Origin of the sequence: Streptomyces sp. NPDC085460, from assembly GCF_044541975.1 — a bacterium.
In the GTDB taxonomy this organism is placed as follows: domain Bacteria; phylum Actinomycetota; class Actinomycetes; order Streptomycetales; family Streptomycetaceae; genus Streptomyces.
This window is the reverse complement of the sequence record NZ_JBITTO010000001.1, coordinates 158,111-181,346: the sequence shown is the minus strand read 5'-3', so window position 1 is coordinate 181,346 and position 23,236 is coordinate 158,111. Positions and strand designations below refer to the sequence as shown.

Genomic DNA, 23,236 nt, shown 5'->3' with positions numbered 1-23,236 from the left:
AGGACAGTTTCCGTCCTCTTTCCGTGGGACACGGGCGGTCAGGGGGTGTATTCCTCGGCCGCCTCGGAGACGAAGGGCTGCCGGACCGTGCGCATGCCGCCGGGCACCTTCTTGTCGGGCTGGATGATGACGGACTGGCGGGACGACGGGGACTTCGGGTCGCTGAAGTCGTGGGTCATGCCGAAGCCGGGGTCGTGGGCGCTGAGGATGAGGAGCGCCTTGGCGACGCCCTCCCGGGTGAGGTCCTCCTGCTCGCACGCCTTCTTCAGGATCTCGCCGAAGGCCGCGGCGGCGGTCCAGCCGGCGACGACTCCGTTGTCGAGGCCGTCGTCGGGGTAGGCGGCCGCGTAGTCGGCGGCGAGCTTCTTCGCGGCCGGGGTGTCGGCGCCGATGGGGAGGCTCGGGGAGGCGAACCAGTACATCTTCTCCAGGGCCGGTCCCGCCTGGGTGCCGAGGAGCTGCGGGGCGAAGGCGGAGTTGTTGCCGACGACGGGGACGCGGAGGCCGGTGGCGGCGGCCACGCCGACCAGGGAGGCGGCCTGGCGCGGGCCCGCGCTGATGAGGACCGCCTTGACCCCGGCCTGCTTGAGGGCGGCGACCTGGGCGGACATGTCGTTGTCGGTGGGCTTGATCTTCTGCTCGACGACGGTCAGACCGGCCTTCTCGGCGGCGTACTTCGAGCCCTTGAGGGCGTTCTCGCCGTAGTCGCCCTCGAAGTAGACGTGGCCGAGCTTGTCGCCCTTCTTCAGCCCCTTCTCCGTGACGAGGAAGTCGACCGCGTTGATCGTCTCGACGTCGTAGGTGGCGCCGAGGACGCGGATGTACGGGGAGCCGAGCAGGGACGCCGACCACGCCTGGGGCATGACCAGGCCCTTGTCCTGGCCGTCGACGCGCTGCTTGACGGCGGCGACGAACGGGGAGCCGATGAACTGGGGGTAGCCGATGACCTTGGGCTCCAGCTCGGTGTAGGCGGCGAGCGCCTTCTGCGGGTCGTAGCCGTGGTCGCGGACGGTGAGCTCCAGCTTCCGGCCGCAGACGCCGCCGGCGGCGTTGGCCTGCTTCACCCACAGCTGCTGGGCCTGCGTGACGCTCTTGCCGAGGGTGGCGTACACGCCGGTCATGTCGGTGAGCGCGCCGAGCGCGATGGTGGTGTCGGTGACGCCCTCGCCCATCTTGACCCCGCCGGCGCCGGTCTCCTTGCCGTCGCCGGTCTTCGCCTTGGAGCTGCACCCGGCGGCGGTGAGCGCGACCAGCGTCGCGAGCGCCGCGGCGAGGCCCCGCACGGCCGCCTGTCGTCTGTGCTTCATCGTGTCTCCCCTGAGGGTCGGTGGATCGGGGTGCGCGCGACGAGCCTCGCGAGGCCGCCGGGCAGGAAGAGGACGACGCCGACGACGGCGGCGCCGTAGAGGTAGCGGGCGGCCTCACCGGGGGCGATGTCGCCGGTGCCGGGCGCGGAGACCAGCGGCAGGGCTTCGGCGTACCGGTTGAGCACCTGCGGGAGCAGGGCGACGAAGACCCCGCCGGCGACGGCTCCGGCGACGGAGCCGAGCCCGCCGATGACGATCATCGCCAGGTACTCCAGGGAGAGCGCCATGCCGAAGTACTCGGGCACGGTCCGCTGGAAGACCAGGGCGAGCAGGACGCCGGCGAGCCCCGCGTACATGGAGGAGAGGACGAAGACGGCGGCCCGGTGCCGGGCGACCGGGATGCCCATGACGCCGGCGGCGATCCGGTGGTCGCGGATGGCGTTCATGGCGCGCCCGGGGCGGCCCCGGAGCACCCCGCGGGCGAACAGCACGCCGCCGGCGAGCAGCGCGAGGCCCAGGTACCAGAGCTTCTCGACGGCCCCGAAGGGGACCTGGGCGACGAGGAGTTCGGTGTCGTCGAAGGTGAGGCCGAAGAGGTTGAGCGGGGGGACGGCCCGGCCGTTGTAGCCGCCGGTGAGGTCGTGGGCGTTGAAGAGGACGTGCTGGCCGATGAAGATCAGCGCGAGGGTGGCGATGCCGAGGTACGCGCCGTGCAGCCGGCCGGCGATGGGGCTGAACACCCCGCCGGCCAGGCCCGCGAGGACGACGGCGAGGACGGCCGCGAGCCAGCCGGGCAGGCCGAGCCCGCTGAGGCCGTCGGTGCCGTCGCCGGCGAGGGCGCAGTAGCCGTAGGCGCCGACGGCGAGGAAGAAGGCGTGGCCCATGGAGAGCTGGCCGGTGGCGCCGGTGAGCAGGTTGATGCCGATGGCGCCGATGGCGGCGGCGATGGCGAAGAGCCCGGCCTGGAGCCAGAACCGCTCCAGGTAGAACGGGAGGGCGAGGAGGACGAGGCCGGCGGCGGCGTACCCGTACGCCCTGAGGGGGATCGCCTTGACGGGGTTCCCGGTGCGCTCAGACACGGGCGAGCTCCTTCGTGCCGAAGAGGCCGGCCGGGCGGATCAGCAGCACCACGACCATCACCAGGTACGGGGCGAGATCGCCGATCCCGCGCCCGAGGAAGGCCAGGTCGGACTGGTAGCCGGTGGCGAGGGACTCGACGACGCCGACGATCAGCCCGCCGGCGAGCGCGCCGGTGGTGGAGTCGAGGCCGCCGAGGATCGCGGCGGGGAACGCCTTGAGGGCGGCGAGCGAGGTGCCGCGTTCCAGGCCGGGGGTGGGGAAGACGGTGAGGAAGAGCGCGGCGACCGCGGCGAGCGCCCCGGCGACGGCCCAGGCGCCGAGCGAGACCCGGCCGAGCCGGACGCCCATCAGGGCGGCGGTCTCCTGGCTCTCGGCGGCGGCCCGCATGGCCACGCCCCAGGAGGTGTGCCGGAAGGCCAGGAGGAAGGCGGTGATGAGCAGGGCGGCGGCGAGGAGTGCGGCGATCCGGGTCTCGGCGATCGTCACCGGCCCGAGGGTGACGACGGAGTCGCCCCACGGGTCGCCGAGGGCGAGGATGTCGGTGCCGATGCGGCGGGTCAGCTCGGTGGCGAGGAGGATGTCGACGCCGATGGTGACGATGGCGAGGACGCTGTGGTCGCCTCCCCGGTGGCGGCGCATGACGAAGAACTCGACGGCGGCGCCGACCACGGCCGCGCCCGCGATCCCGGCCGCCAGCGCGGGCCAGAAGCCGAGGGGTTCGTGGAGGACGGCGACGAGGTAGCCGCCGGCCAGGAGCAGGGAAGCGTGGGCGAAGTTGACGACCTCCGTGGCGCGGAAGATGACGACGAAGCCGAGGGCGATGAGGGCGTAGACGGAGCCCAGGGAGAGCCCGTTGATGAGGAACTCGGCGAAGGTGCTCACGCGGCGGTCTCCTCTCCGAGGTAGGCGCGGACGACCGCCGGGTCGTTCTGTACGTCGGCGGGGCTGCCGTCGGCGATGCGGCGGCCGAATTCGAGGACGGTGACGGAGTCGGCGAGCCGCATCACCAGGCCCATGTCGTGCTCGACGAGCAGGACGGAGATGCCGAGGCCGTCGCGGACGCCGGCGATGACGGCGGCGGTGCGGCGGCGTTCGTCGGCGGTCATGCCGGCGACCGGCTCGTCGAGGAGGAGCAGGGTGGGCTCCATGCAGAGGGCGCGGGCCAGTTCGGCGAGCTTCTGCTGCCCGTACGGGAGCGAGCCCGCGGGTTTCGCGAGCTGGTCGCCGAGGCCGACGAAGTCCGCGATCTCCCGGACGCGGGCCCGGTGCCGGGCCTCCTCGCGGGCGGCGGACGGCAGCCGGAGCCCGGCGGCGATAAAGCCGGTGCGGGTGAGCCGGTGGCGGCCGAGCATCAGGCTGTCCTCGACGGTGGCGCGCGGCGGCAGGGCCAGGTTCTGGAAGATCCGTCCGACACCGAGGTCGGCGATCTTGTGCGGCGGCAGCTCGGTCAGCTCGTGCCCGCCGAGCCGTACGGAGCCGGAGGTTGCCTTGTACACCCCGGAGAGCACGTTGAAGCAGGTGGACTTCCCGGCGCCGTTGGGCCCGATGAGGGCGTGCACGGTCCCGGGCCGGACGGTGAAGTCGACCCCGTCGAGCGCGGTGAGCCCGGCGAACCGGACGGTGAGACCGGTGACGGCGAGGACGGGCACGTCGGGGCGGGCGGTCCCGGCCGGGGGTGCGGGGGCGGGGGCAGGGGCGGAGCCGGGGGTGTCGGCGCCGACGTCGGCGGGGCCGGGCGTTCCGGCAGGGCCGGGCGTCTCGGTCGGGCCGGCCGTCACAGCGGTCCCGGCCGTCTCGCCGGTCCCGGCCGTCTCGGCCGGGGTGCGCGGGGCGGGCACGCCCCGGGCGTCGGTGCCGGGGGTGTCGTCCGGCGGTGGGGCGGTGCTCATCGGTTCTCCTTGCGGCGCAGGCCGCGGGCGGGGACCCGGGCCTCTTCGTCCCAGCGGGACAGGACGGGGTGGGCGGCACGGGCCCGGGCGGCGTCCTCGGCCGCTTCGGCGTCCACGACGCCCAGGTAGCGGCGGCGGACCTCGTCCGAGGCGGCCAGCTCCTCCGCCGGGCCGGAGAGGGTGACCTCGCCGACCTCCAGGACGTACGCGTGCGAGGCGAGCCTCAGCGCGAGCGCCGCGTTCTGCTCGACGAGCAGCACCGCCGTGCCCTGCGCGTTGATCTCCCGGACGGCCTCCCCGATCCGGGCCGCCATCAGCGGCGCGAGCCCGAGCGACGGCTCGTCGAGGAGCAGCAGCTCGGGGGCGGCCATCAGGGCCCGGCCGACGGCGAGCATCTGCTGCTCGCCGCCGGAGAGCAGTCCCGCGGGCTGCCGGGACCGCTCCGCGAGGACGGGGAACAGCTCGTGGACCCGGCGCAGCGCCGCGGCCTTCGCGGCGCGGTCGCCGCGCCGGGCGAGCCCGCCGGCCCGCAGGTTGTCCTCGACCGACATCCGGGCGAAGACCTGCCGGCCCTCCGGGACCTGGCAGACGCCGGCGGCCACGACCCGGTCGGGCGGCAGCCCGTCGAGCGGCCGGCCGGCCGCGGTGACCGTGCCGGAGACCACGGCACCGCCGTGGAAGCGCAGTGTGCGCGAGACCGCCCTCAGCAGTGTGGACTTGCCGGCGCCGTTGCCGCCCAGGACGGTGACGACGGCGCCCGCGGGCACGGTCAGCGACACGCGCCGTAGCGCGTGCACCGGTCCATATCCCGCCGTCAGATCCGTCACCGTCAGGGCGGGTGCGGTACCTCCCATGACTCCCCTTCCGGGCCGCCTTGTTACTCGGCCGTGTTACTCGGCCGTTCGGTGGCGCTCACCCCAGCACCGCGCCTGACCGCCCGTCCACGCCCGGCGGGACAAACGATGCCGGTGACCAGCGGGGCCGCCGGGGGGCTGTGCATGCGCACAACGCTGCGCGTCAGGGCGTTGCCGTGCGGCCCGCGGCGGTGGATGCTCCCGCCATGGGACGGCGCAGACGGCGGACCGGTGACGACTGGAAGGCGCTCGCACGGGCGTGCACGGCGCTTCTGGAGCGGGTGCCGGAGCTGGTGGACGAGCATCTGACGGAGCTGCACGCGTACGAGCCCGCCTACGGGCGGATCGTGCCGTACGACCAGCACTGGCAGGAGGCGCACGAGGCGATACGGATCGGGATCGAGATGATCTCGGCGCCCCGGCACTCGCCCCGGCGGGACCTGGAGCACGCGGAGCTCCTGGGCCGGCGGCGGGCCGAACAGGGCATGCCGCTGGAACTGGTGGTGCACGCGTACCGGCACGCCGGGCACCTGGTGTGGGAGGCGCTGATCGAGGGCGCGGGGGCGGACACCGGTCAGCTCGCGGCGCTGATGCAGTCGGCGACGACGGTCTGGTCGGCGGTGGACGCGCAGGCGGACCGCGCCTCGGAGGCGTACCGGGCGACCGAGGCGGAGCTGCGGCGCCGTACCGACGAACAGCTCCAGGCGCTCGTGGACGCGCTGCTCGGGGGCCAGCGGGCGCCGGAGCTGGTGGCGCGGGCGGCGGCGGGCCTGGACCTGCCGGAGCAGGGGCGGTACGCGGTGGTGGTGCTGCGCCCCGACCGGCGGGAGGAGCGCGAGCCGTTCCACCGGCAGGTGCGGGGCGAGGGGCTGCGGTTCCTGTGGCGGATGCGGGCCGACTGCGAGATCGGGGTGGTGGCGCTGGCCGAGGGGACGGACCTGGACGCGCTGGCGCAGCTCCTCGACGGGCGGTGCCCGGGCCCCGGCGGCATCAGCCCGGTCGTCACCGGCCTCACCGAGCTCGGCCGCGCCCGCCGCCTCGCCGAACTCGCCCTGCGCACCTGTCCGCCCGGCTCCCGCCAGGTGGTCCGGCTGGACCGCCGGATGGCCGGCGCGCTGATCGTGGGCCGCCCCGACCTGGCCGAACTCCTCGTCACCGACGTCCTCGGCGGGCTCCTCGAACTGGACCCCGCGGACCGCGCGGTGCTCCTGGAGACGCTCGACGCGTGGCTGGACTGCGAGGGCTCGGCGGGGCGCGCGGCGGGCCGGCTGTACTGCCACCGCAACACGGTCTTCAACCGCCTGCGGCGCCTGGAGCAGCTGACGTCGAGGTCGCTGTCCCGCCCCCGCGACCTCACGGAGATGACGCTGGCGCTGGACGCCTTCCGGCTCACGGCGTCCGGGTGAGGGGCGGGGCGGCCGGGCCTGGCAGGATGCACCCGTGACGATCATGGCGAACACGCGTACGGCACCGCTGCCGGTCCTCGGGACGGTGCTGATCGCGGTGGGGGTGCTGGCGCCGGTGGCCCAGCCGGTGGGGGCGTGGGTGGCGGAGGCGACGCGGTACGTCGTGCTGCTCGGCGCGTTCGGGGCGGCGTGGCCGTACTGGCTGGCCGGGTTGGCGCTGTGCGGCGCGGGCGTCCTGCGGACGGGCGCGCGGCGGCCGGTGCGGCAGGCGGTGGCCGTCGCCTGCGCGGCGGGGGCCGTCCTGGTGGTGTTCTTCCGGCTGGTGCTCTTCGACGTGTTCGGCGCCGGCTGGGAGGAGACCCAGCGGGTTCCCGCGCCGGGCGGCGGCGAGCGGGCCGTACGGGTCGAGCAGGGCGCGGCGATGATCGACCCGCTGTGGCGGGTGTCGGTGGTCGAGGGGTCGGGGCTCACCGCGCGGAGCCACGAGGTGGCGACGTACGGCGAGCCCACGGGCTTCCACGCGGTCGCGTGGGACGGCCCGGACGCGCTCCTTGTCACCGACGGCGACGGTACGAAGCGGATCACGCTGGACCCGTCGACCGGCGCGCCGGACCGGACGGTCGACGCGGGCTGACGGCGGCCGGGCGCCCCGCGGCGCCCGGCGCTCGTACCGCCGCGCGCTACGCCAGGAAGTCGCGGGCGATGTGGGAGGCGACCTCCTCCAGGAGGGGGCCCGCGTTCGGGATGGACTTGGCGGGGTCCGGCTCCAGGGCCGAGAGGGGGTAGGCGCGGCGGATGCCGGCCGCGCCCAGGGTCTCCGGGGGCAGGGCCAGGCGGCCGCAGACCGCGACGACCTCCTTGCCGGCGGCGCGGGCCGCCGCCGCGACCCCCGCGGGGGCCTTGCCGTGGAGGGTCTGCTCGTCGAGGGAGCCCTCGCCGGTGATGACGAGGGTGGCGCGCTCCAGGGCCGGGGCGAAGCCGAGGACCTCCAGCATCAGCTCGATGCCGGGGCGGAAGCTCGCGCCGAGGAGGAGGGCGCCGTAGCCGATGCCGCCCGCGCCGCCCGCGCCGGGCGAGGCGGCGAGCTCGCCGGCCTTCGGGCCGATCGCCTTCTCCAGGACCCGCGCGAAGTGGGCGAGCGCCGCGTCCAGGGTCTCGACGTCCTCCGGCGAGGCGCCCTTCTGCGGGCCGTAGACCGCCGGCGCGCCCTTGGGGCCGGTCAGCGGGTTGTCGACGTCGCTGGCGAGGATGAACTCGACCTCGGCGAAGCGCGGGTCCAGGGCGGACAGGTCGGCGGAAGCCAGCTCGGCCAGGGCCGCGCCGCCGGGGCCGACGGGCTCGCCGGCCGCGTCGAGGAAACGGGCGCCGAGCGCGGCCAGCATGCCCGCGCCGCCGTCCGTGGTGGCGCTGCCGCCGACGCCGAAGACGATCGTGGTGGCGCCGGCGTCGAGCGCGGCCCGCAGCAGTTCGCCGGAGCCGTACGTCGTGGCGGTCAGCGGGGCGAACGTACCGGCCGGGAGGAGCTGGAGGCCGGACGCCTCCGCCATCTCCACGACCGCCGTGGTGCCGCGCAGCGCGAACGCGGCGGTGACCGGTGTGCCGACGGGCCCCGCGACCCGCACCTCACGCCGCTCGAACCCGGCCGCCACGGCCGCCGCGACCGTGCCGTCGCCGCCGTCGGCGACGGGCAGGGCCTCGACCGAGAGGCCGGGGACGACCTTCCGGAGTCCCGCCGTGACCCGCTCCGCGACCTGTACGGCCGTGAGCGAGCCCTTGAACTTGTCGGCCGCCACGAGCACGTGAGCGACCTGAGTTGCTGCTCCGTCCGTCACCTTGCATCCCTTGCTTTCGAACAGGCAGTCGCGCCAGGGCCGACCCTATCCGTACCGCAAGACGGCGTGCCACCCCCGGATAACGAGAAATGTCCGACCATAGTGGGCTCACATGAGCACGGATATGAACGATCGGACGCCTCCGGATCACGTACCGGAACGGCACGCGCCCGACGCGAAGGTCATCGGCATCGGCGTGGCGGCCGTCGTCGCGGTCGTCGGGTGGGCCGCGCTCGGCAAGGACTCCTTCGACAGCGCCTCCTCCTCGGCCCTCTCCTGGGTCCTGGACAACTTCGCGTGGCTGTTCGTGGTCGCCGCCGACACCTTCCTGGTGCTGTGCGTGGTGATCGCGCTGAGCCGCTTCGGCCGGATCCGGCTGGGCGCGGACGACTCGGAGCCGGAGTTCACCAATCTGGCCTGGATCGCGATGATGTTCAGCGCCGGCATGGGCATCGGCCTGATGTTCTACGGCGTCGGCGAGCCGCTCCAGCACTTCCTGAGCCCGCCGCCGGACAGCGGCGCGCCGGCCGGGACCGGCGCCGCGGCCAGGACCGCGATGGAGTACTCCTTCTTCCACTGGACGCTGACCCCGTGGGCGATCTACGGCATCGCCGGGCTCGCGCTCGCCTACGCGGGCTTCCGCAAGGGCCGCGGCAACCGGCTGAGCAGCGCCTTCGTCCCGCTCATCGGGGCGCGCCGGGCCGCCTCCTGGCAGGGCAGGGCGATCGATCTGCTCGCGGTCTTCGCGACCGTCTTCGGCACCGCGACGAGCCTGGGCCTGGGCGCCCTCCAGGTCGCGGAGGGCCTGAACATCACCATGGGCGTCGAGGACTCGACCGCCACCGAACTGATCATCATCGCCTCCCTGTCGGCGGCCTTCGTCCTCTCGGCCTTCTCCGGCCTGCACAAGGGCGTGAAGTGGCTGTCGACGCTGAACATCGTGCTCGCCGCCTGCCTGGCGCTCTTCGTCTTCCTCCTCGGCCCGACCGTCTACATCCTGGACACGATCCCGGCCTCGGTCGGCGGCTACCTCCACGAACTGCTGCCGATGGCGAGCCGGACCGGCGCCTTCACCGACCGCGACTGGCTGGGCGCCTGGACGATCTTCTACTGGGCGTGGTGGCTGTCCTGGGCGCCGTTCGTCGGCACCTTCATCGCCCGGATCTCGCGCGGCCGGACGATCCGCGAGTTCCTGGTGGGCGTGCTGCTCGTCCCGTCGGGGGCGACGGTCGTCTGGTTCTGCGTGATGGGCGGCACCGCGATCCGGCTGGAGTCGACCGGCGAGGCCGATCTGGCGGCGGCGGTGCAGGACGGGGTGGAGGCGTCGCTCTTCGCGATGCTGAGGGCGCTGCCGCTGGGCACGGTCACCTCGGTCATCGCGATGCTGCTGGTGATGACGTACTTCGTGACCAGCGCCGACTCGGCGTCGCTCGTCATGGGCTCGCTGACCAGCCGGGGCTCGCTGCACCCGCCGACGTGGCTGGTCGTGACCTGGGGCGTGCTGATGGCGGCCGTCGCGGCGGTGCTGCTGGTGGCCGGCGGCCTGAACTCGCTCCAGACGGCGACGATCCTGGTGGCGCTGCCGTTCGTGGTGGTCATGCTGGTGCTCTGCTGGGCGCTGGTACGGGAGCTGCGGGAGGACCCGGGCGCGGGCCCGGCCCGGCACCACGCCCTGCACGGCATGCGGGACGCGGTACGGGCCCTGGTCGGCGAGGCCCTGACCGAGACGCAGGGCGGCGGCTCCCGGCACCACCGCCTCCACCGCGCGGCCCGCTCCCGCGCGGACACGGAGAGCGGCGAACCCCCGAAGGACGGCGGGGCATGACGGACGCCCCCGGACAGCGCCCGGATCCCGCCGGCCCGGGGCACGTCGGCCCGGGGGGCGTCGGCCCGGGGCGCGGCGGGCCTGGTCCCGTCGGCCCTGCTCCGGTCGGCCCTGGCCCGGTCGGCCCTGGCCCGGTCGCCGTGCCGGACCTCGCCACGGCGGACCTCGCCGACCGGATTCTCGGTGGCTGGACCGGGCGGATCGCCGGGAACATGCTCGGCAAGCCCGTCGAGCGGGGCGACCACTGGACGAGGGAGCGGATCGACGCCTATCTGCGGCTCACCGGCGCCCTGCCGCTCACCGACTACCTCCCGCCGCCGCCCGACGGCGCGGAGGGCTTCGCGCTGCGGCCCGAGTGGCCGCTGTGCGTGCGCGGCGGGATCCGGGAGAGCTGCCGGGACGACGACGTCGACTACACCCTCCTCGGACTGCACCTCCTGGAGACGTACGGCTTCGGCTTCACCACCGAGCAGGTGGGCGAGCTGTGGCTGTTGCGGCTGCCGTACCTCCAGACGTACACCGCCGAGCGGGCCGCGTACCGGAACCTCGCCAACGGTCTGCGCCCACCGCTGACCGCGACCTACGACAACCCCTACCAGGAGTGGATCGGGGCCCTGATCAGGGCCGACGTCTACGGCTGGACGAGCCCCGGCGACCCGCGCCGGGCGGCCGGCCTGGCCCGCCGCGACGCGGTCGTCTCGCACACCGGGAACGGCGTGTACGGGGCGATGTGGGCGGCCGCCCTCATCGCCGCCGCCTTCACCGCGCCCGACGCCCGCTCCGCGCTGGTCACCGCGCTGGAGGTGGTGCCGCCGGGAAGCCGGCTGGCCCGGACCGTGCGGGAGACGATCGCGCTGTACGAGGCGGGGCTCGGCTGGTCGGACGCGCTCGACGAGCTGGCGGTCCGCACGGCCGGCCTCCACTGGATCCACGTCGTGCCGAACGCGGCGGTGCTGACCGCCGGACTCCTCTACGGCGAGGGCGACTTCACCCGCACGATCGCCCTGACCGTGCGCGGCGGCCTCGACACCGACTCCAACGGGGCGACGGCCGGGTCGGTGGCCGGGGTGCTGTGCGGGGCGGCGGCGATCCCGCCGCAGTGGTCCCGGCCGCTGCGCGACCGGGTGCGCAGCGCCGTGTACGGCTTCGACGGGGCCGGGATCCGCGACCTCGCCGAGCGGACCCTGCGGCTGGCTACGCTTCCCCCATGACCACCACCGACTACGCCACGTACATCGCCGGCCTCCCCCGCGTACTCGCCGCGTCCGCCGCGCTCTTCCGGGACGCCCGGGGCCGGGTCCTGGTCGTGGAGCCGAACTACCGCGACCACTGGGCCCTGCCCGGCGGGACGGTCGAGTCGGACGCGGGCGAGACGCCCCGGCAGGGGGCCCGCCGGGAGACCGCCGAGGAGATCGGTCTGGACGTGCCGCTGGGGCCGCTGCTCGCGGTGGACTGGTCGCACGGCACGGGCCGGCCGCCGATCGTGGCGTACCTGTACGACGGCGGGGTGCTGGCCGAGGAGCGGTTCGCGGAGATCCGGCTCCAGGAGGAGGAACTGCTCTCCTGGAAGCTGATCGAGCCGTCCGAGGTGCCGGCCCATCTGCCGGGGAGCCTGGGCCTGCGGGTGCTGGCCGGCCTGCGCGCCCTGGCCGACGGGAGCGGTCCGGCGGAGCTGGTGGACGGCCTGCCCGCCGAGACCTGACGAACCATCACTCCGATGGCGTGGGAACGGGTTTGGAGTCGTCGCCGCCCCGTTCGTAGAAGCCCGTGATCGCCACGGACATCAGCAGCATCGCGAGGGCGGCCAGCAGGATCGCGGCGATGAGCATGCCGAAGCAGCCACCGACGAGCAGCCGGGCGCGCCGGTCGGGGTCCTGCCCCGTCGGGGCGCTCATCCCTGCGGGGGCTCCGGCGGCAGCATGTCTCCGGTGCGGTTCGCCTCGTCGCGGGTGGCGGTCCTGGCCTCCGTGCGGTGGCCGCGCGCGATGTAGTCGCGGACGACGGCCTCCACGGCGTCCTGGGGGCTGCCCACGCCCGCCAGGACCATGACTTCCACGACGAGTTCGGCGTCGAGCGCGATGTTCACCTTGGCCATGGACCGGAACTTAACACCGGGAAACCCGGTCACGGGAGCCGTTCGGCACGGTGCTCGCGGATCGCTCCGGCGGCCGGACTAGAAGAGCGCGTCGGGCAGGCCGGAACCGCCCGACTCGAAGGCGAGCAGGCGCTTCTTCCGGTCGACGCCGCCGCCGTAGCCGGTGAGGCTGCCGCCGGAGCCGATGACGCGGTGGCAGGGGACGATGATGCTGACCGGGTTCTTGCCGTTGGCGAGACCGACCGCGCGGGAGGCGCCGGCGCTGCCGAGGGCCTCGGCGAGTTCGCCGTACGTGCGGGTCTCCCCGTACGGGATGAGCAGGAGCTGCTCCCAGACGCTCCGCTGGAAGGGGGTTCCCTCCAGGTGGAGCGGGAGGTCGAACGCGGTGAGTTCGCCCGCGAAGTAGGCGTCGAGCTGCCGGATCGTCTCGCCGAAGGGGCGGGGGTCCCGGTCCCCGAAGGTCTCCTCCGGCGGGCGGTGGCGCTGGTCGGTCATGTGGACGCGGCTCAGGACGCCGTCGACGGCCACCAGGGTCAGCGGCTCGTAGGGGCTGTCCACGACCGTGTGCACGACGGTGCGGGGCATGGCTGGACTTCCTTACGCGGGGAGGTGGTTGATCGGGTGGGAGTCGGTGGCCCAGAGGTACTGGACGGCGTAGGCGCGCCAGGGCGCCCAGTGGGCGGAGCGGGCGGTGAGCGCGGCGGGGGTGCCGGGCAGGCCGAGCCCCTCGGCGGCGCGGCGGACGCCGAGGTCGCCGGGGAGGAAGGCGTCGGGGTCGCCGAGCGCGCGCATGGCGATGACCTCGGTGGTCCAGGGGCCGAAGCCGGGCAGGGCGAGCAGCCGGGCCCGGGTCTCCGCCCGGTCGGTGTCGGGGCCGAGGACGAGTTCCCCGCCGGCGAGGGCCCGGACGAGGGTGAGCAGGGTGGCGCGCCGGCTGCGGGGCAGGGCCAGGGTCTCGGGGTCGAGCCCGGAGAGCGCCTCGGGGGTGGGGAAGAGGTGGGTGAGGCCGCCCTCGGGGTCCTCGATCGGCACGCCGTGCGCGGTGACCAGGCGGGCCGCGTGGGTGCGGGCGGCGGCCGTCGAGACCTGCTGGCCGAGGACGGCGCGGACGGCGAACTCGGCCGGGTCGACGGTGCCGGGGACGCGCCGGCCGGGCGCCTTGTCGACGAGCGGGGCGAGCAGCGGGTCGGCGCGGAGCCGGTCGTCGACGGCGACGGGGTCGGCGTCGAGGTCGAGGAGCCGGCGGCAGCGGCTGATCGCGTGGGTGAGGTCGCGCGGGTCGGTGAGGGAGAGCCGGCAGGCGATGTGGTCGGGGCGCGGGGTGAGGGCGACGATGCCGTGGCCGTACGGGAGGGTCAGGGTGCGGCGGTAGGCGCCGTCGCGCCACTCCTCGACGCCGGGGACGGCGGTGGCGGCGAGGTGGCCGAAGAGGTTGGACGGTTCGAGCGGGGCCCGGAAGGGCAGCCGGAGGCTGATCACGCCGGGCGTGTGCGGCGCGGCGGGGCGCGCGGCACGGGCGCGGAGTTCACCGGGGGTGAGGGCGAAGACCTGCCGGACGGTGTCGTTGAAGGAGCGGATCGAGGAGAAGCCGGAGGCGAAGGCGATCTCGCCGAAGGGCAGTCCGGTGGTCTCGACCAGGATGCGGGCGGTCTGGGCGCGCTGGGCGCGGGCCAGGGCGAGCGGGCCCGCGCCCAGCTCGGCGAGGAGCTGGCGCTCGACCTGCCGGGTGGACCAGCCGAGGCGGCGGGCGAGCCCGGGGACGCCCTCCCGGTCCACCACCCCGTCCTGGATGAGCCGCACGGCGCGGGCGACGGCGTCGGCGCGCACGTTCCACTCCGGGGAGCCGGGGCTGGTGTCGGGCCGGCACCGCTTGCAGGCCCGGAAGCCGGCCCGCTGGCAGGCCGCGGCGCTGGGGTGGAACTCCATGTTCTCGGGCTTGGGCGGGACCGCCGGGCAGCTGGGGCGGCAGTAGATCCGAGTGGTCAGGACGGCGGTGAAGAACACGCCGTCGAAGCGGGCGTCCTTGGACTGGACGGCCCGCACACAGCGCTCGGTCTGGGTGTGCATGGATCCAGGATCGGTGATGCGCGGGCGTCCGGCTGGCAGAAAAACGACATGGACCCCGAGGCGCCCTGAGGCCGGCCGTGCGGCGGGGCCCTGGGGTGAACCGCCCTGGGGCGGGGCCCTGGGGTGAGCCGCCCTGGGGCGGGTCAGTCGCCGACGGGCACCGTCCGGTAGTGGGTGGTGAGCCGTCCGCCGTCGTCGAGGACGTGGAAGGCGATGCCGGGCGGGGCGTCCAGGTGGACGTACGGGCTGCCGGGGCTGGGGTGCTCCCAGGGCAGCTTGATCGTGGAGACCGTGCCGGGGGCGACGAGCAGCGGGCGGCCCGCGAAGGTGGTGGCGGCGGCGGTGTGGGCGTGGCCGGCGAGGAAGGCGGTGAGGTGCGGGTGGCGGTCGGCGAGCGCGGCGAGCCGCTCCTCGCCGAACTGGCGGATCTCGTCCACGTACGGGGTGTGCAGCGGGACCGGCGGGTGGTGGAAGGCGACGAGGACGGGCGTCTCGCGCGGGGTGTCGGTGAGGACGCGGTCCAGCCGTTCCAGGGTGGTGTCCTCCAGGTACCCGTCGTGCTTGCCGGGGATCGAGGAGTCGCAGACGGCGAGGACGAAGCCGTCGCCGCGCAGGACCTGGTCCACGGGGGCGGCGGGGGCCGGGTCGCCTTCCTCGTGGAGCAGCGGCCCGAGGCCGGCCCGGAAGGCCGCGCGGTCGTCGTGGTTGCCGGGGCAGACGACGAGCGGGTGGCGGCCGGCGAGGAGGGCGCGGGCGCGGTCGTACTCGGCGGGTTCGGCGTGGTCGGCGATGTCGCCGGAGACGAGGACGGCCGCGAGGTCATACGGCAGGTCCTCCAGGTGGCGCAGGACGGCGCGGGTGCGCGCGGTGGCGCGCTCCCCCGCGTCGATGTGGATGTCGCTGACGTGGGCGATGACGATCACGCGTAAGCCTCCGGCGGTCGGGGTGAACGGTGGTTCACCCGACCGACCGTACGGTGATCGCGCGCGGGCGCGTAAGGGCCACCGGCCGCGAGGTGGCCCTCCCGGCCCCGGGTTCGCTCACTCGAAGCGGGTGGGGTCCCCCGCGCCGACGCGGACGACCTCGGGTTCGCCGCTGGAGAAGTCGACGACGGTGGTGGGGACGGTGCCGCAGTCGCCGGAGTCGAGGACGGCGTCGACCTGGTGGTCGAGCCGCTCCTTGATCTCCCAGCCCTGGGTCAGGGGTTCCTCCTCGTCGGGCAGGAGGAGGGTGGAGGAGAGCAGGGGTTCGCCGAGTGAGGCAAGCAGCGCCTGGGTGACGCCGTGATCGGGGATGCGGACGCCGACGGTCTTCTTCTTGGGGTGGAGCAGCTGGCGGGGCACCTCCTTCGTGCCGGGCAGGATGAAGGTGTACGCGCCGGGGACGGCGGCCTTGACGGCGCGGAAGACCCGGTTGTCGATGTGCACGAGCTGGCCGAGCTGTGCGAAGTCCGCGCACATGAGGGTGAAGTGGTGCCGGTCGTCGAGGCGGCGGATCTCCCGGATGCGGGTGAGGCCGTCGTGGTTGCCGATGCGGCTGCCGAGGGCGTAGCAGGAGTCGGTGGGGTAGGCGATGAGCCCGCCCTTGCGGATCGAGTCGGCCACGCCGTCGATGATGCGCGGCTGGGGGTTCTCGGGGTGCACGTCGATGTACTTGGCCATGGGGCGAGTCTAGGTTCCGGCGGCGTCGAGGTTTCTGAGATGGCGCCAGACGGCCTTGGCCGCGTTGTGCCCGGACATCCCGTGGACGCCGGGGCCGGGCGGGGTGGCGGAGGAGCAGAGGAAGACCGCCGGGTGGGGGGTGTGGTACGGCCACGGGGACAGGGTGGGGCGCAGCACGAGCTGGAGGCCGCGGGCGGCTCCGCAGGCGATGTCGCCGCCGACGTAGTTGGCGTTGCGGGCGGCGAGTTCGGGCGGGCCGGCGGTGGCGCGGGCGAGGACCCGGTCGCGGAAGCCGGGGGCGAAGCGCTCGATCCGGCGCTCGATGGCGTCGGTGAGGTCGCCGCGCCAGCCGTTGGGCACGTGCCCGTACGCCCAGAAGACGTGCCGGCCCTCGGGGGCGCGGCTCGGGTCGACGAGGCTGGGCTGGGCGGTGATGAGGAAGGGCGTGTCGGGGGCGGTGCCGGAGGACGCCTGGCGCAGCGCGGTGTCGATCGCGCGGGCGGAGGGGCCGACCTGGACGGTGCCGGCCCGGCGGGCGGCCTCGGCGGTCCAGGGCACGGGCCCGTCGAGGGCGTAGTCGATCTTGAAGGCGGCGGCGCCGTACTCGTAGTGGGCGTAGTGGTGGGCGCCGAAGCCGGTGATGCGGGCGAGGGCGGTGGGCGAGGTGTCGAAGAGGTAGGCGCGGGCGGGCGGGAGGTCGTCGAGGCGTTTGACCTCGTACCCGGTGTGCACGGTGCCGCCGAGCTCGGTGAGGTACGCGGTGAGGGCGTCCGGGATCGCCTGGGAGCCGCCCCGGGGCACGGGCCAGCCGACGGTGTGCGCGGCGATCGCGAAGACGAGGCCGACGGCGGAGGTGGCGAACCCGTCGAGGGGCGCCATGACGTGGCCGACCATGCCGGCGAGGAGGGCGCGGGCCTTCTCGTCGCGGAAGCGGCGCAGCATCCAGGTGGCGGGCTGGAGTCCGGTGAGGCCGAAGCGGGCGAGGGTCACCGGGTCGCGGGGCAGCGCGGTCAGCGGCAGCTGCATGAAGTCCCGGGTGAGGTCCTCCCACCGGCCGAGGAAGGGGGTGACGAGCCGGCGGTAGGTGCCGGCGTCGCGCGGCCCGAGGGAGGCGGCGGTCTCGGCGACGGAGCGGGAGAGGACGGCGGCGGTGCCGTCGTCCCAGGGGTGGGCCATGGGCAGTTCGGGGTGGAGCCATTCCAGGCCGTACCGGTCGAGCGGCATGGTCCGGAAGACGGGCGAGCCGGCGCCGAGCGGGTGGACCGCGGAGCAGGGGTCGTGGCGGAAGCCGGGGAGGGTCAGTTCCTCCGTACGGGCTCCGCCGCCGACGGTCTCCCTGGCCTCGAAGACGGCCACGGAGTGCCCGCGCCGGGCCAGCTCGACGGCGGCGGTCAGTCCATTGGGTCCCGCCCCCACGACGACGGCATCGAGCATCGACGTCACCTCGGACTCCTCACGTCGGCCGACGGTACGGCAGGGCCAGGATAGGCCCGGCCCCGCCCGCTCCTGGTCATGCGTCAGTCCCCGGCCGGGCCGCCGGCGAGGAGGGCGCGGATCCGCTCGGCGGTGGCCGCGTCCCGGGCGGCGGTGAACGGCAGCGCGTTGCCCCCGGTGATCCGGAACGGCTCGCCCGTGACGGTGGTCTGCGCGCCGCCCGCCTCCGCGACCAGCAGCAGGCCCGCCGCGTGGTCCCAGGCCAGCTCCCAGCTGAAGGCCGTGGCGGCGAGCTCGCCCCGGGCGATCGCCAGGTACTCCAGGCCGGCCGAGCCGCAGGGCCGGGGCCGGACTCCATCCGTCACCAGGCCCAGGAGGGCCCGCTTCTGGTCGGCGGTGGTGTAGTCGGGGTGCGAGGTGGCGACCTCCAGGACCGCGCCCGGGGCGGGCGAACCGGACCGTATCCGCTCGCCGTTCAGGAACGCGCCGCGCCCGCGCACGGCGACCGCCAGCTCGCCGAGGGCCGGCGCGTACGTCCAGGAGGCGAGGAGCTCGCCGTGCCGGGCGAGGGCGACCAGGGTGCAGAACCCCGGGTCGCCGTGCACGAACTGGCGGGTGCCGTCCACCGGGTCGACGATCCAGACGGGCGCGTCGCCGCGCAGCCGCCCGTACACCTCCGGGTCGGCGTGGACGGCCTCCTCGCCGACCACGACGGAGCCCGGCAGCAGGGCGGTCAGCGCCTCGGTCAGGTGCTCCTCGGCGGCCCGGTCGGCGACCGTCACCAGGTCGTAGGGCCCCTTCTTCTCGACGATCTCGTGGTCGGCGAGCTGTCGGAAGCGCGGCATGATCTCCGCCGCGGCCGCCTTGCGGACCGCTTCCTCCACCTCGGTCGTACCGCCGTCGAGGACGTGCTCAAGGAAGGATTCGATCATGCGTCCAGCTAAGCACGCGGGTCCGACAATCGGTACAGGGCCTCCGCCGGGGCCCGGCGGGGGCGGCACCAGGAGTACGCTTTGGGCGGTTTCACCCCTTGGTCTTCGAGCTCTGCGAGAGGCAGGTCGATCCGGTGCACGGCGAGTACAAGGTCCCCGGCGGGAAGCTGGTCGTCGTCGACCTCGACGTGGTGGACGGGGCGCTGGCCCGGGTCCGGGTGGCGGGCGACTTCTTCCTCGAACCCGACGAGGCGATCCTCGCCATCGACCGCGCCCTGGAGGGCGCCCCCGCCGACACCGACGCCTCCGGGCTCGCCGCCCGCATCGACGCGGCGCTACCGCCGGGCACCCAGATGTTCGGCCTCACCACCGAGGGCATCGGCGTGGCGGTCCGCCGGGCGCTCGCCCACGCCACCGACTGGACCGACTACGACTGGCAGCTGATCCACGAGCCGCCGCAGGACCCCGCCCTGCACATGGCGCTCGACGAGGTCCTCACCGCCGAGGTCGCGGCCGGCCGCCGCCCGCCGACCCTGCGGGTCTGGGAGTGGGGCGCGCCCGCCGTCGTCATCGGCAGCTTCCAGTCCCTGCGCAACGAGGTCGACCCGGAGGCCGCCGGACGGCACGGCATCCGGGTGGTGCGCCGGATCAGCGGCGGCGGCGCCATGTTCATCGAGCCCGGCAACACCATCACGTACTCCCTGTCGGTCCCCGACGCCCTGGTGCAGGGCCTCTCCTTCACCGACAGCTACGCCTACCTCGACGACTGGGTGCTCGGCGCCCTCGGCGACATGGGCGTCAAGGCGTGGTACCAGCCGCTCAACGACATCGCCACCGAGGCCGGGAAGATCGCGGGCGCGGCGCAGAAGCGGATGGTGACCGGCGGCGGCGCGGTGCTGCACCACGTGACGATGGCGTACGACATCGACGCCGACAAGATGACCGAGGTGCTGCGGATCGGGCGCGAGAAGCTCTCCGACAAGGGCACCAGGAGCGCGAAGAAGCGCGTCGACCCGCTGCGCCGGCAGACCGGTCTGCCGCGCGAGGCCGTGATCGAGCGGATGATCGGCTCCTTCCGGCAGCGGTACGGCCTCACGGAGGGCGGGATCACGGAGGAGGAACTCGCCCTCGCCAAGGAGCTGGCGGAGTCGAAGTTCTCGTCGGAGGAGTGGACCGCGCGGGTTCCTTAGCGGGACTCGGCAGCCCGGCGGGGGGGGAATTGACCGCCCGCGGGGTGCCTGGTGGGGGCCCTTCGTACGGTGACGCTGCCGCTCGCCGCCGCGGCCCTGGCGATCACCGCGCTAGCCCTGCCGAGGCCGGGCCGGTGACCTGCCCCGTACCGGCTCGTTGACGCCATGGACACGCTGGGTCGACGGCCACGGAGGACACCTTGGGACGGGCGAGAGCTCTGGCGGCGGCACTTCTGGGGGCGCTTCTCGCGACGGCGCCGGTCGGGCCGCCCGAGGCGGCGGCGATCGTCGGCGGCCGTGAGGCGGCCCCGCGGGCGTACCCGTACGCGGCGGCGCTGGTCGACACGGCGCGCCACCGGCAGTTCTGCGGCGGCGTCCTGATCGGCCCCCGGCACGTCCTGACCGCCGCCCACTGCCTGACGGGCTTGTACGCCGACCCCGCCCGGGTCGCGGTCCTGCTCGGCGACCACGACCTGCGGACGGCGACGGAGTCCCGCCACGCGCGCGTGGCCCGCCCCGCCCGCTTCACCCCGCACCCCCGTCACGACCCCGGCACCCACGAGAACGACCTCGCCGTGATCACCCTGTCGGCCCCGGTCCGCCCCGACGCCGGAGTCCGCCCGATCTCGCTGCCCGCCTCTGGCGAATCGTTCGCCCACACCCGTCTGGAGGCCGTCGGCTGGGGCGCGACCTCCTTCGGCGGAGCCCCCTCCCCCGTGCTCCGCACGGTCACCCTGGACACCCTCACCAACCCGGCCTGCGCCCTCCGCGGTGTCGACGGCCTCACCCCCGCCCAGCTCTGCACCTGGACTTCCGGCCGCGACTCCTGCGTCTACGACTCCGGCGGCCCCCTCGTCCACCGCTCCCCCAACGGCCGCCCCACCCTGGCCGCCCTGGTCTCCTACGGCCGGGGCTGCGCCACCGACACCCCCGCGGTGAACACCAGAATCACCTCCCACCTCCCCTGGCTCACCCACACCACGGACCTCCACCCCCCGCCCTCGTGACCGCAGGCAGGAACAAGCAGGAAGATGAAGAAGAGGCAGGAAGGGGCAGGAACGCATACGAAGACGAGCCGTGCACTCCGGTTCGCACCGGCCTGCACGGCTCGTCTTCGATCGTGTCCGAGGGGGGACTTGAACCCCCACGCCCGATAAAGGGCACTAGCACCTCAAGCTAGCGCGTCTGCCATTCCGCCACCCGGACAAGGTGTCTGCCGCCCGCCGGTTCCCCGTGTGGCGACGAACATCAATCTACCAGGTGTTCGAGGTGCTTCTCACCCGCGTTTGCGGTGGTCAGGGCGGGTCAGGAGGGCTTGATGGTGACGTTGACCATCCACGTGACGCCGAACTCGTCGATGCACATGCCGAAGATGTCGCCCCACATCTGCTTCTCCAGGGGGACCGTGACCGTGCCGCGCTCGGAGAGCTTGGTCCAGTAGCCGCGGAGTTCGGTCTCGTCCTCGCCGCTGACGCTGACGCTGATGTTGTTGCCGGGGGTGTAGTCCATGCCGGGCGGGGTGTCCGAGGCCATCAGCGTGAAGCCGGCCGGGGTCTCCAGCATGCCGTGCATGATCTTGTCCTCGAACCCGGGCGGCGCCTCGCCGAACTGGGAGAAGGTGTGGACGACGAGCTCGCCGCCGAAGACGTCCTTGTAGGCGTCGAGTGCCTGCTTCGCCTGGCCGGTGAAGCTGATGTAGGGGTTGAGCCGGGAGGCCACGGGTCGCTCCTCTGGGGGGGTGGCTGGGTGCGTGCGTGCGACCTTAGGCATCCTGTCCGCCCCGTGGCCGGTGCCGCGCCGGGAGCGGGGGCGGTGTTCGCCCGGGTGTCGGTGCGGCGGGCGGGCGGGGGCCGCCGCGGACGGCCCGGGTGAGCCGCCGTCACGCGCACAAGGTGCGCTCCGCGGTCGTCACCAGGAGGTCGGCGGTGGCGTCGGCGGAGGCGCCGCGGCCGGTGTACAGCAGGTCGAAGCTGTCGAAGGCGGTCAGCAGCCACAGGACGTCGGCGGCGTGTTCGGCGGTGAGACCGGGACGCAGCAGGTCCTGCTCGGCGAGCCGGCCCGCCAGGTGGGCCATGCCGGCCGCCCGGCCCTGCTCGAGCCGCCCGACCGCGCCGCCGACGGCGGCGGAGTCCAGCAGGGCCATGGACGAGAGCACCCGCAGCACGTCCCGGTGGGCGGCGTACATCTCCACGACGCCGCGGACGCCGCCGCGCAGTCCCTCGCGGGCGTCGGGGTGGGCCGACCTCTCGATCATCGACGCGAAGCCGCCGCGCTGGAGCAGGTCCGCCCCGACGGCGTCGAAGAGCCCCGCCCGGGAGCCGAAGACCAGGTAGACGGTCGGCCGGGCCACCCGGGCCGCGCGGGCGATCCGGTCGACGCTCAGGGGCGTGGACGGCGCCTCCCGGAGTTGCTCGTAGACCGCGTCGAGGATCCGCCGCCGGGTCTCCTGTGCCGACTCGGCGCGCAGTCGCTGCTCGTACTTCCGGGTTGCCATGAGCGCCATCCTAGTCCGCTTGACAGCCTGTATTTCGAAAGACAGGGTGTTGCGTGAATCAGTCGTCGAACGAGGGAGACGAGAGTGACCGCGCGAGTGATGATCCGGTGGAAGCTCGGGGCCGACGCGCCGGCGCGCCACGAGGAGCTGCTCCGTACCGTGTACGCGGAGTTGGACGCCCTCCGGCCGCGGGGGCTGCGGTACGACACGTACCGGCTCGACGACGAGGTCACCTTCGTGTCCTTCGTCGAGCTGGCGGACGGCCCGGGCGTGCTCGGCGGGCTGCCCGCCTTCCAGCGCTACCGGGCGGCCCTCGACACGCTGTGCGCGGAAGCGCCGGAGATGACCGTGCTCCACAGCGCCGGGGCGTACACGTCCCTCGGCTGACCGGAAGCCCGGTACCCGGCACCCGGCACCCGGCACCCGGCACCCAGCGGCCCGGTGGCCCGACGGCCCGGACGTTCCTGCCCGTGGTGACGGAAAGGGCGGGCTGCTGGTGCAACCAGCAGCCCGCCCTTCATCCGTGCCTGGGGCCTGTCAGTCGAACTCGCCCGCGTACGGGTCGGGCTGACCGGTCCACGGGTCCAGGCCGGCGTCCTGGCGCCGCCTGGATTCCCGCGCGTGCAGGAACGTCGCGCGGCCCGCCCCCCACAACCGCTCGTTGCTCAGGGGACACTCCCCCGCATCGGCGCGGAGGATCCCCAGCAAGGTCTTCACCATCCCCGGCGGCAGCACGGCCCAGGATGCTTCGGACCGGGAGAAGACGGCCACGGGCCATGCGGCGGGATCGTCGCCCCGGGTGATCCAGCAGAGGACGTCCCCGTCATCGGCGGCTCCCCAGACGAGGAAATCGTCGACGCTGTACAGACGCGCGGATTCCGGATCCTTCCATTCCTTCGCGGAAAAGCTCCGCCTCGTCATTTCCGGCAGCCGGTCCACACCCGGCCACAGTCGCCCAGGGGAAACGCCGGGAATCTGAACGGTGATTCCCGGACCGATTTCCCCCTCTCCGTAGAAGGAGACGAACTCCTTGTAGTCGGAGGGGAAATCGAGCCCGTACGAAGCCGCTACCGCATCCCAGTCGACGCGGTTGCCGGAATCCCCGACCGCGGTCAGCACGCCGGTGAGCTCCACCATGTCGCGGTGCATGATCTCTCTGATTCTCCTGCT

The 23,236-nt window shown here is 74.2% G+C and carries 25 protein-coding genes and 1 tRNA gene; 8 read left to right on the top strand and 18 right to left on the bottom strand.

Translation table 11 applies throughout. The annotated features are described in order from the left end of the window. Positions 1-38: 38 nt before the first annotated feature. From ACIGHB_RS00770 to ACIGHB_RS00750, 5 genes are all read right to left on the bottom strand, one after another. Positions 39-1,307, bottom strand: a complete 1,269-nt coding sequence (locus ACIGHB_RS00770) for an ABC transporter substrate-binding protein (protein WP_360313718.1) — start codon at positions 1,305-1,307, stop codon at positions 39-41. Continuing rightward, on the bottom strand, positions 1,304-2,386 hold the full coding sequence (locus ACIGHB_RS00765; RefSeq protein ID WP_399908338.1) for a branched-chain amino acid ABC transporter permease: 1,083 nt from the start codon (positions 2,384-2,386) through the stop codon (positions 1,304-1,306). The genes ACIGHB_RS00770 and ACIGHB_RS00765 overlap by 4 nt, the downstream gene beginning before the upstream one ends. After that, positions 2,379-3,269 carry a branched-chain amino acid ABC transporter permease gene (locus tag ACIGHB_RS00760; protein ID WP_360313716.1) on the bottom strand — a complete coding sequence of 297 codons (891 nt, stop codon included), beginning with the start codon at positions 3,267-3,269 and terminating at the stop codon, positions 2,379-2,381. Before ACIGHB_RS00760 ends, ACIGHB_RS00765 begins: the two co-directional genes overlap by 8 nt. Continuing rightward, positions 3,266-4,036 carry an ABC transporter ATP-binding protein gene (locus tag ACIGHB_RS00755; RefSeq protein WP_399909326.1) on the bottom strand — a complete coding sequence of 257 codons (771 nt, stop codon included), beginning with the start codon at positions 4,034-4,036 and terminating at the stop codon, positions 3,266-3,268. The genes ACIGHB_RS00760 and ACIGHB_RS00755 overlap by 4 nt, the downstream gene beginning before the upstream one ends. A 236-nt stretch (positions 4,037-4,272) precedes the next feature. Beyond that, positions 4,273-5,130, bottom strand: coding sequence for an ABC transporter ATP-binding protein (locus tag ACIGHB_RS00750; protein WP_399908334.1), 858 nt, complete (start codon positions 5,128-5,130; stop codon positions 4,273-4,275). 206 nt (positions 5,131-5,336) lie between these two features. On the opposite strand from ACIGHB_RS00750, the gene ACIGHB_RS00745 reads away from it, so the two are divergent. Together ACIGHB_RS00745 and ACIGHB_RS00740 are read left to right on the top strand one after the other, a co-directional pair. Beyond that, positions 5,337-6,536: a helix-turn-helix domain-containing protein gene (locus ACIGHB_RS00745; protein WP_360313714.1), complete on the top strand. Its 1,200-nt coding sequence runs from the start codon at positions 5,337-5,339 to the stop codon at positions 6,534-6,536. Between the two features lie 34 nt (positions 6,537-6,570). Continuing rightward, positions 6,571-7,170, top strand: coding sequence for a hypothetical protein (locus ACIGHB_RS00740; RefSeq protein ID WP_399908331.1), 600 nt, complete (start codon positions 6,571-6,573; stop codon positions 7,168-7,170). Between the two features lie 46 nt (positions 7,171-7,216). Here ACIGHB_RS00740 and ACIGHB_RS00735 read toward each other — a convergent pair whose 3' ends face one another. Continuing rightward, complete coding sequence (locus ACIGHB_RS00735; RefSeq protein ID WP_360313710.1) at positions 7,217-8,368, bottom strand: glycerate kinase; 1,152 nt, start codon at positions 8,366-8,368, stop codon at positions 7,217-7,219. Positions 8,369-8,480: 112 nt separating this feature from the next. Here ACIGHB_RS00735 and ACIGHB_RS00730 point away from each other — a divergent pair, with 112 nt between their 5' ends. The 3 genes from ACIGHB_RS00730 (at position 8,481) to ACIGHB_RS00720 (ending at position 11,895) form a co-directional block, all read left to right on the top strand. Further along, a complete protein-coding gene (locus ACIGHB_RS00730; RefSeq protein ID WP_360313708.1) occupies positions 8,481-10,193 on the top strand; it encodes a BCCT family transporter in 1,713 nt (570 codons plus the stop codon). 212 nt (positions 10,194-10,405) lie between these two features. Continuing rightward, positions 10,406-11,404, top strand: a complete 999-nt coding sequence (locus tag ACIGHB_RS00725) for an ADP-ribosylglycohydrolase family protein (protein ID WP_399909324.1) — start codon at positions 10,406-10,408, stop codon at positions 11,402-11,404. Next, entirely contained in the window at positions 11,401-11,895 is a 495-nt protein-coding gene (locus ACIGHB_RS00720) for an NUDIX hydrolase (protein WP_360313704.1), read from the top strand. The genes ACIGHB_RS00725 and ACIGHB_RS00720 overlap by 4 nt, the downstream gene beginning before the upstream one ends. A gap of 7 nt (positions 11,896-11,902) precedes the next feature. Here ACIGHB_RS00720 and ACIGHB_RS00715 read toward each other — a convergent pair whose 3' ends face one another. From ACIGHB_RS00715 to ACIGHB_RS00680, 8 genes are all read right to left on the bottom strand, one after another. Beyond that, the gene (locus tag ACIGHB_RS00715) at positions 11,903-12,088 is read right to left on the bottom strand and encodes a hypothetical protein (RefSeq protein ID WP_399908327.1); all 186 of its coding nucleotides are present in this window, start codon (positions 12,086-12,088) and stop codon (positions 11,903-11,905) included. Beyond that, a complete protein-coding gene (locus tag ACIGHB_RS00710; RefSeq protein ID WP_360313700.1) occupies positions 12,085-12,288 on the bottom strand; it encodes a type II toxin-antitoxin system VapB family antitoxin in 204 nt (67 codons plus the stop codon). The genes ACIGHB_RS00715 and ACIGHB_RS00710 overlap by 4 nt, the downstream gene beginning before the upstream one ends. Positions 12,289-12,366: 78 nt before the next feature. After that, complete coding sequence (locus ACIGHB_RS00705; RefSeq protein WP_360313698.1) at positions 12,367-12,873, bottom strand: methylated-DNA--[protein]-cysteine S-methyltransferase; 507 nt, start codon at positions 12,871-12,873, stop codon at positions 12,367-12,369. A gap of 12 nt (positions 12,874-12,885) precedes the next feature. After that, the gene (locus tag ACIGHB_RS00700) at positions 12,886-14,355 is read right to left on the bottom strand and encodes an AlkA N-terminal domain-containing protein (RefSeq protein WP_399908323.1); all 1,470 of its coding nucleotides are present in this window, start codon (positions 14,353-14,355) and stop codon (positions 12,886-12,888) included. Positions 14,356-14,498: 143 nt separating this feature from the next. Then, the gene (locus tag ACIGHB_RS00695; protein ID WP_399908320.1) at positions 14,499-15,278 is read right to left on the bottom strand and encodes a metallophosphoesterase; all 780 of its coding nucleotides are present in this window, start codon (positions 15,276-15,278) and stop codon (positions 14,499-14,501) included. Between the two features lie 117 nt (positions 15,279-15,395). Beyond that, positions 15,396-16,016, bottom strand: a complete 621-nt coding sequence (locus ACIGHB_RS00690; protein ID WP_360313692.1) for an L-threonylcarbamoyladenylate synthase — start codon at positions 16,014-16,016, stop codon at positions 15,396-15,398. A 9-nt stretch (positions 16,017-16,025) separates the two neighbouring features. Continuing rightward, positions 16,026-17,459 (bottom strand): phytoene desaturase family protein, encoded by a 1,434-nt coding sequence (locus ACIGHB_RS00685; protein WP_399908317.1) that lies wholly within the window; start codon positions 17,457-17,459, stop codon positions 16,026-16,028. Between the two features lie 74 nt (positions 17,460-17,533). Beyond that, positions 17,534-18,382, bottom strand: a complete 849-nt coding sequence (locus ACIGHB_RS00680; RefSeq protein ID WP_360313688.1) for an inositol monophosphatase family protein — start codon at positions 18,380-18,382, stop codon at positions 17,534-17,536. A 134-nt stretch (positions 18,383-18,516) separates the two neighbouring features. Between ACIGHB_RS00680 and ACIGHB_RS00675 the strand changes: the two genes are divergently transcribed. Next, the gene (locus tag ACIGHB_RS00675) at positions 18,517-19,572 is read left to right on the top strand and encodes a biotin/lipoate A/B protein ligase family protein (protein ID WP_391077336.1); all 1,056 of its coding nucleotides are present in this window, start codon (positions 18,517-18,519) and stop codon (positions 19,570-19,572) included. Positions 19,573-19,772: 200 nt separating this feature from the next. After that, positions 19,773-20,579 carry a serine protease gene (locus ACIGHB_RS00670; protein WP_399908314.1) on the top strand — a complete coding sequence of 269 codons (807 nt, stop codon included), beginning with the start codon at positions 19,773-19,775 and terminating at the stop codon, positions 20,577-20,579. A 114-nt stretch (positions 20,580-20,693) separates the two neighbouring features. On the opposite strand, the gene ACIGHB_RS00665 is transcribed toward ACIGHB_RS00670, so the two are convergent. The 3 genes from ACIGHB_RS00665 to ACIGHB_RS00655 all read right to left on the bottom strand — a co-directional run bounded on the left by ACIGHB_RS00665 (position 20,694) and on the right by ACIGHB_RS00655 (position 22,066). Then, positions 20,694-20,778 (bottom strand) — tRNA-Leu (locus ACIGHB_RS00665). A 99-nt stretch (positions 20,779-20,877) separates the two neighbouring features. Continuing rightward, positions 20,878-21,291, bottom strand: a complete 414-nt coding sequence (locus tag ACIGHB_RS00660; RefSeq protein ID WP_360313684.1) for a VOC family protein — start codon at positions 21,289-21,291, stop codon at positions 20,878-20,880. A 160-nt stretch (positions 21,292-21,451) separates the two neighbouring features. Beyond that, positions 21,452-22,066: a TetR/AcrR family transcriptional regulator gene (locus tag ACIGHB_RS00655; RefSeq protein WP_399908310.1), complete on the bottom strand. Its 615-nt coding sequence runs from the start codon at positions 22,064-22,066 to the stop codon at positions 21,452-21,454. 84 nt (positions 22,067-22,150) lie between these two features. Here ACIGHB_RS00655 and ACIGHB_RS00650 point away from each other — a divergent pair, with 84 nt between their 5' ends. Next, positions 22,151-22,453, top strand: a complete 303-nt coding sequence (locus ACIGHB_RS00650; protein ID WP_360313680.1) for a hypothetical protein — start codon at positions 22,151-22,153, stop codon at positions 22,451-22,453. Between the two features lie 150 nt (positions 22,454-22,603). Here ACIGHB_RS00650 and ACIGHB_RS00645 read toward each other — a convergent pair whose 3' ends face one another. Next, complete coding sequence (locus tag ACIGHB_RS00645) at positions 22,604-23,215, bottom strand: hypothetical protein (protein WP_399908307.1); 612 nt, start codon at positions 23,213-23,215, stop codon at positions 22,604-22,606. Positions 23,216-23,236 lie beyond the last annotated feature (21 nt).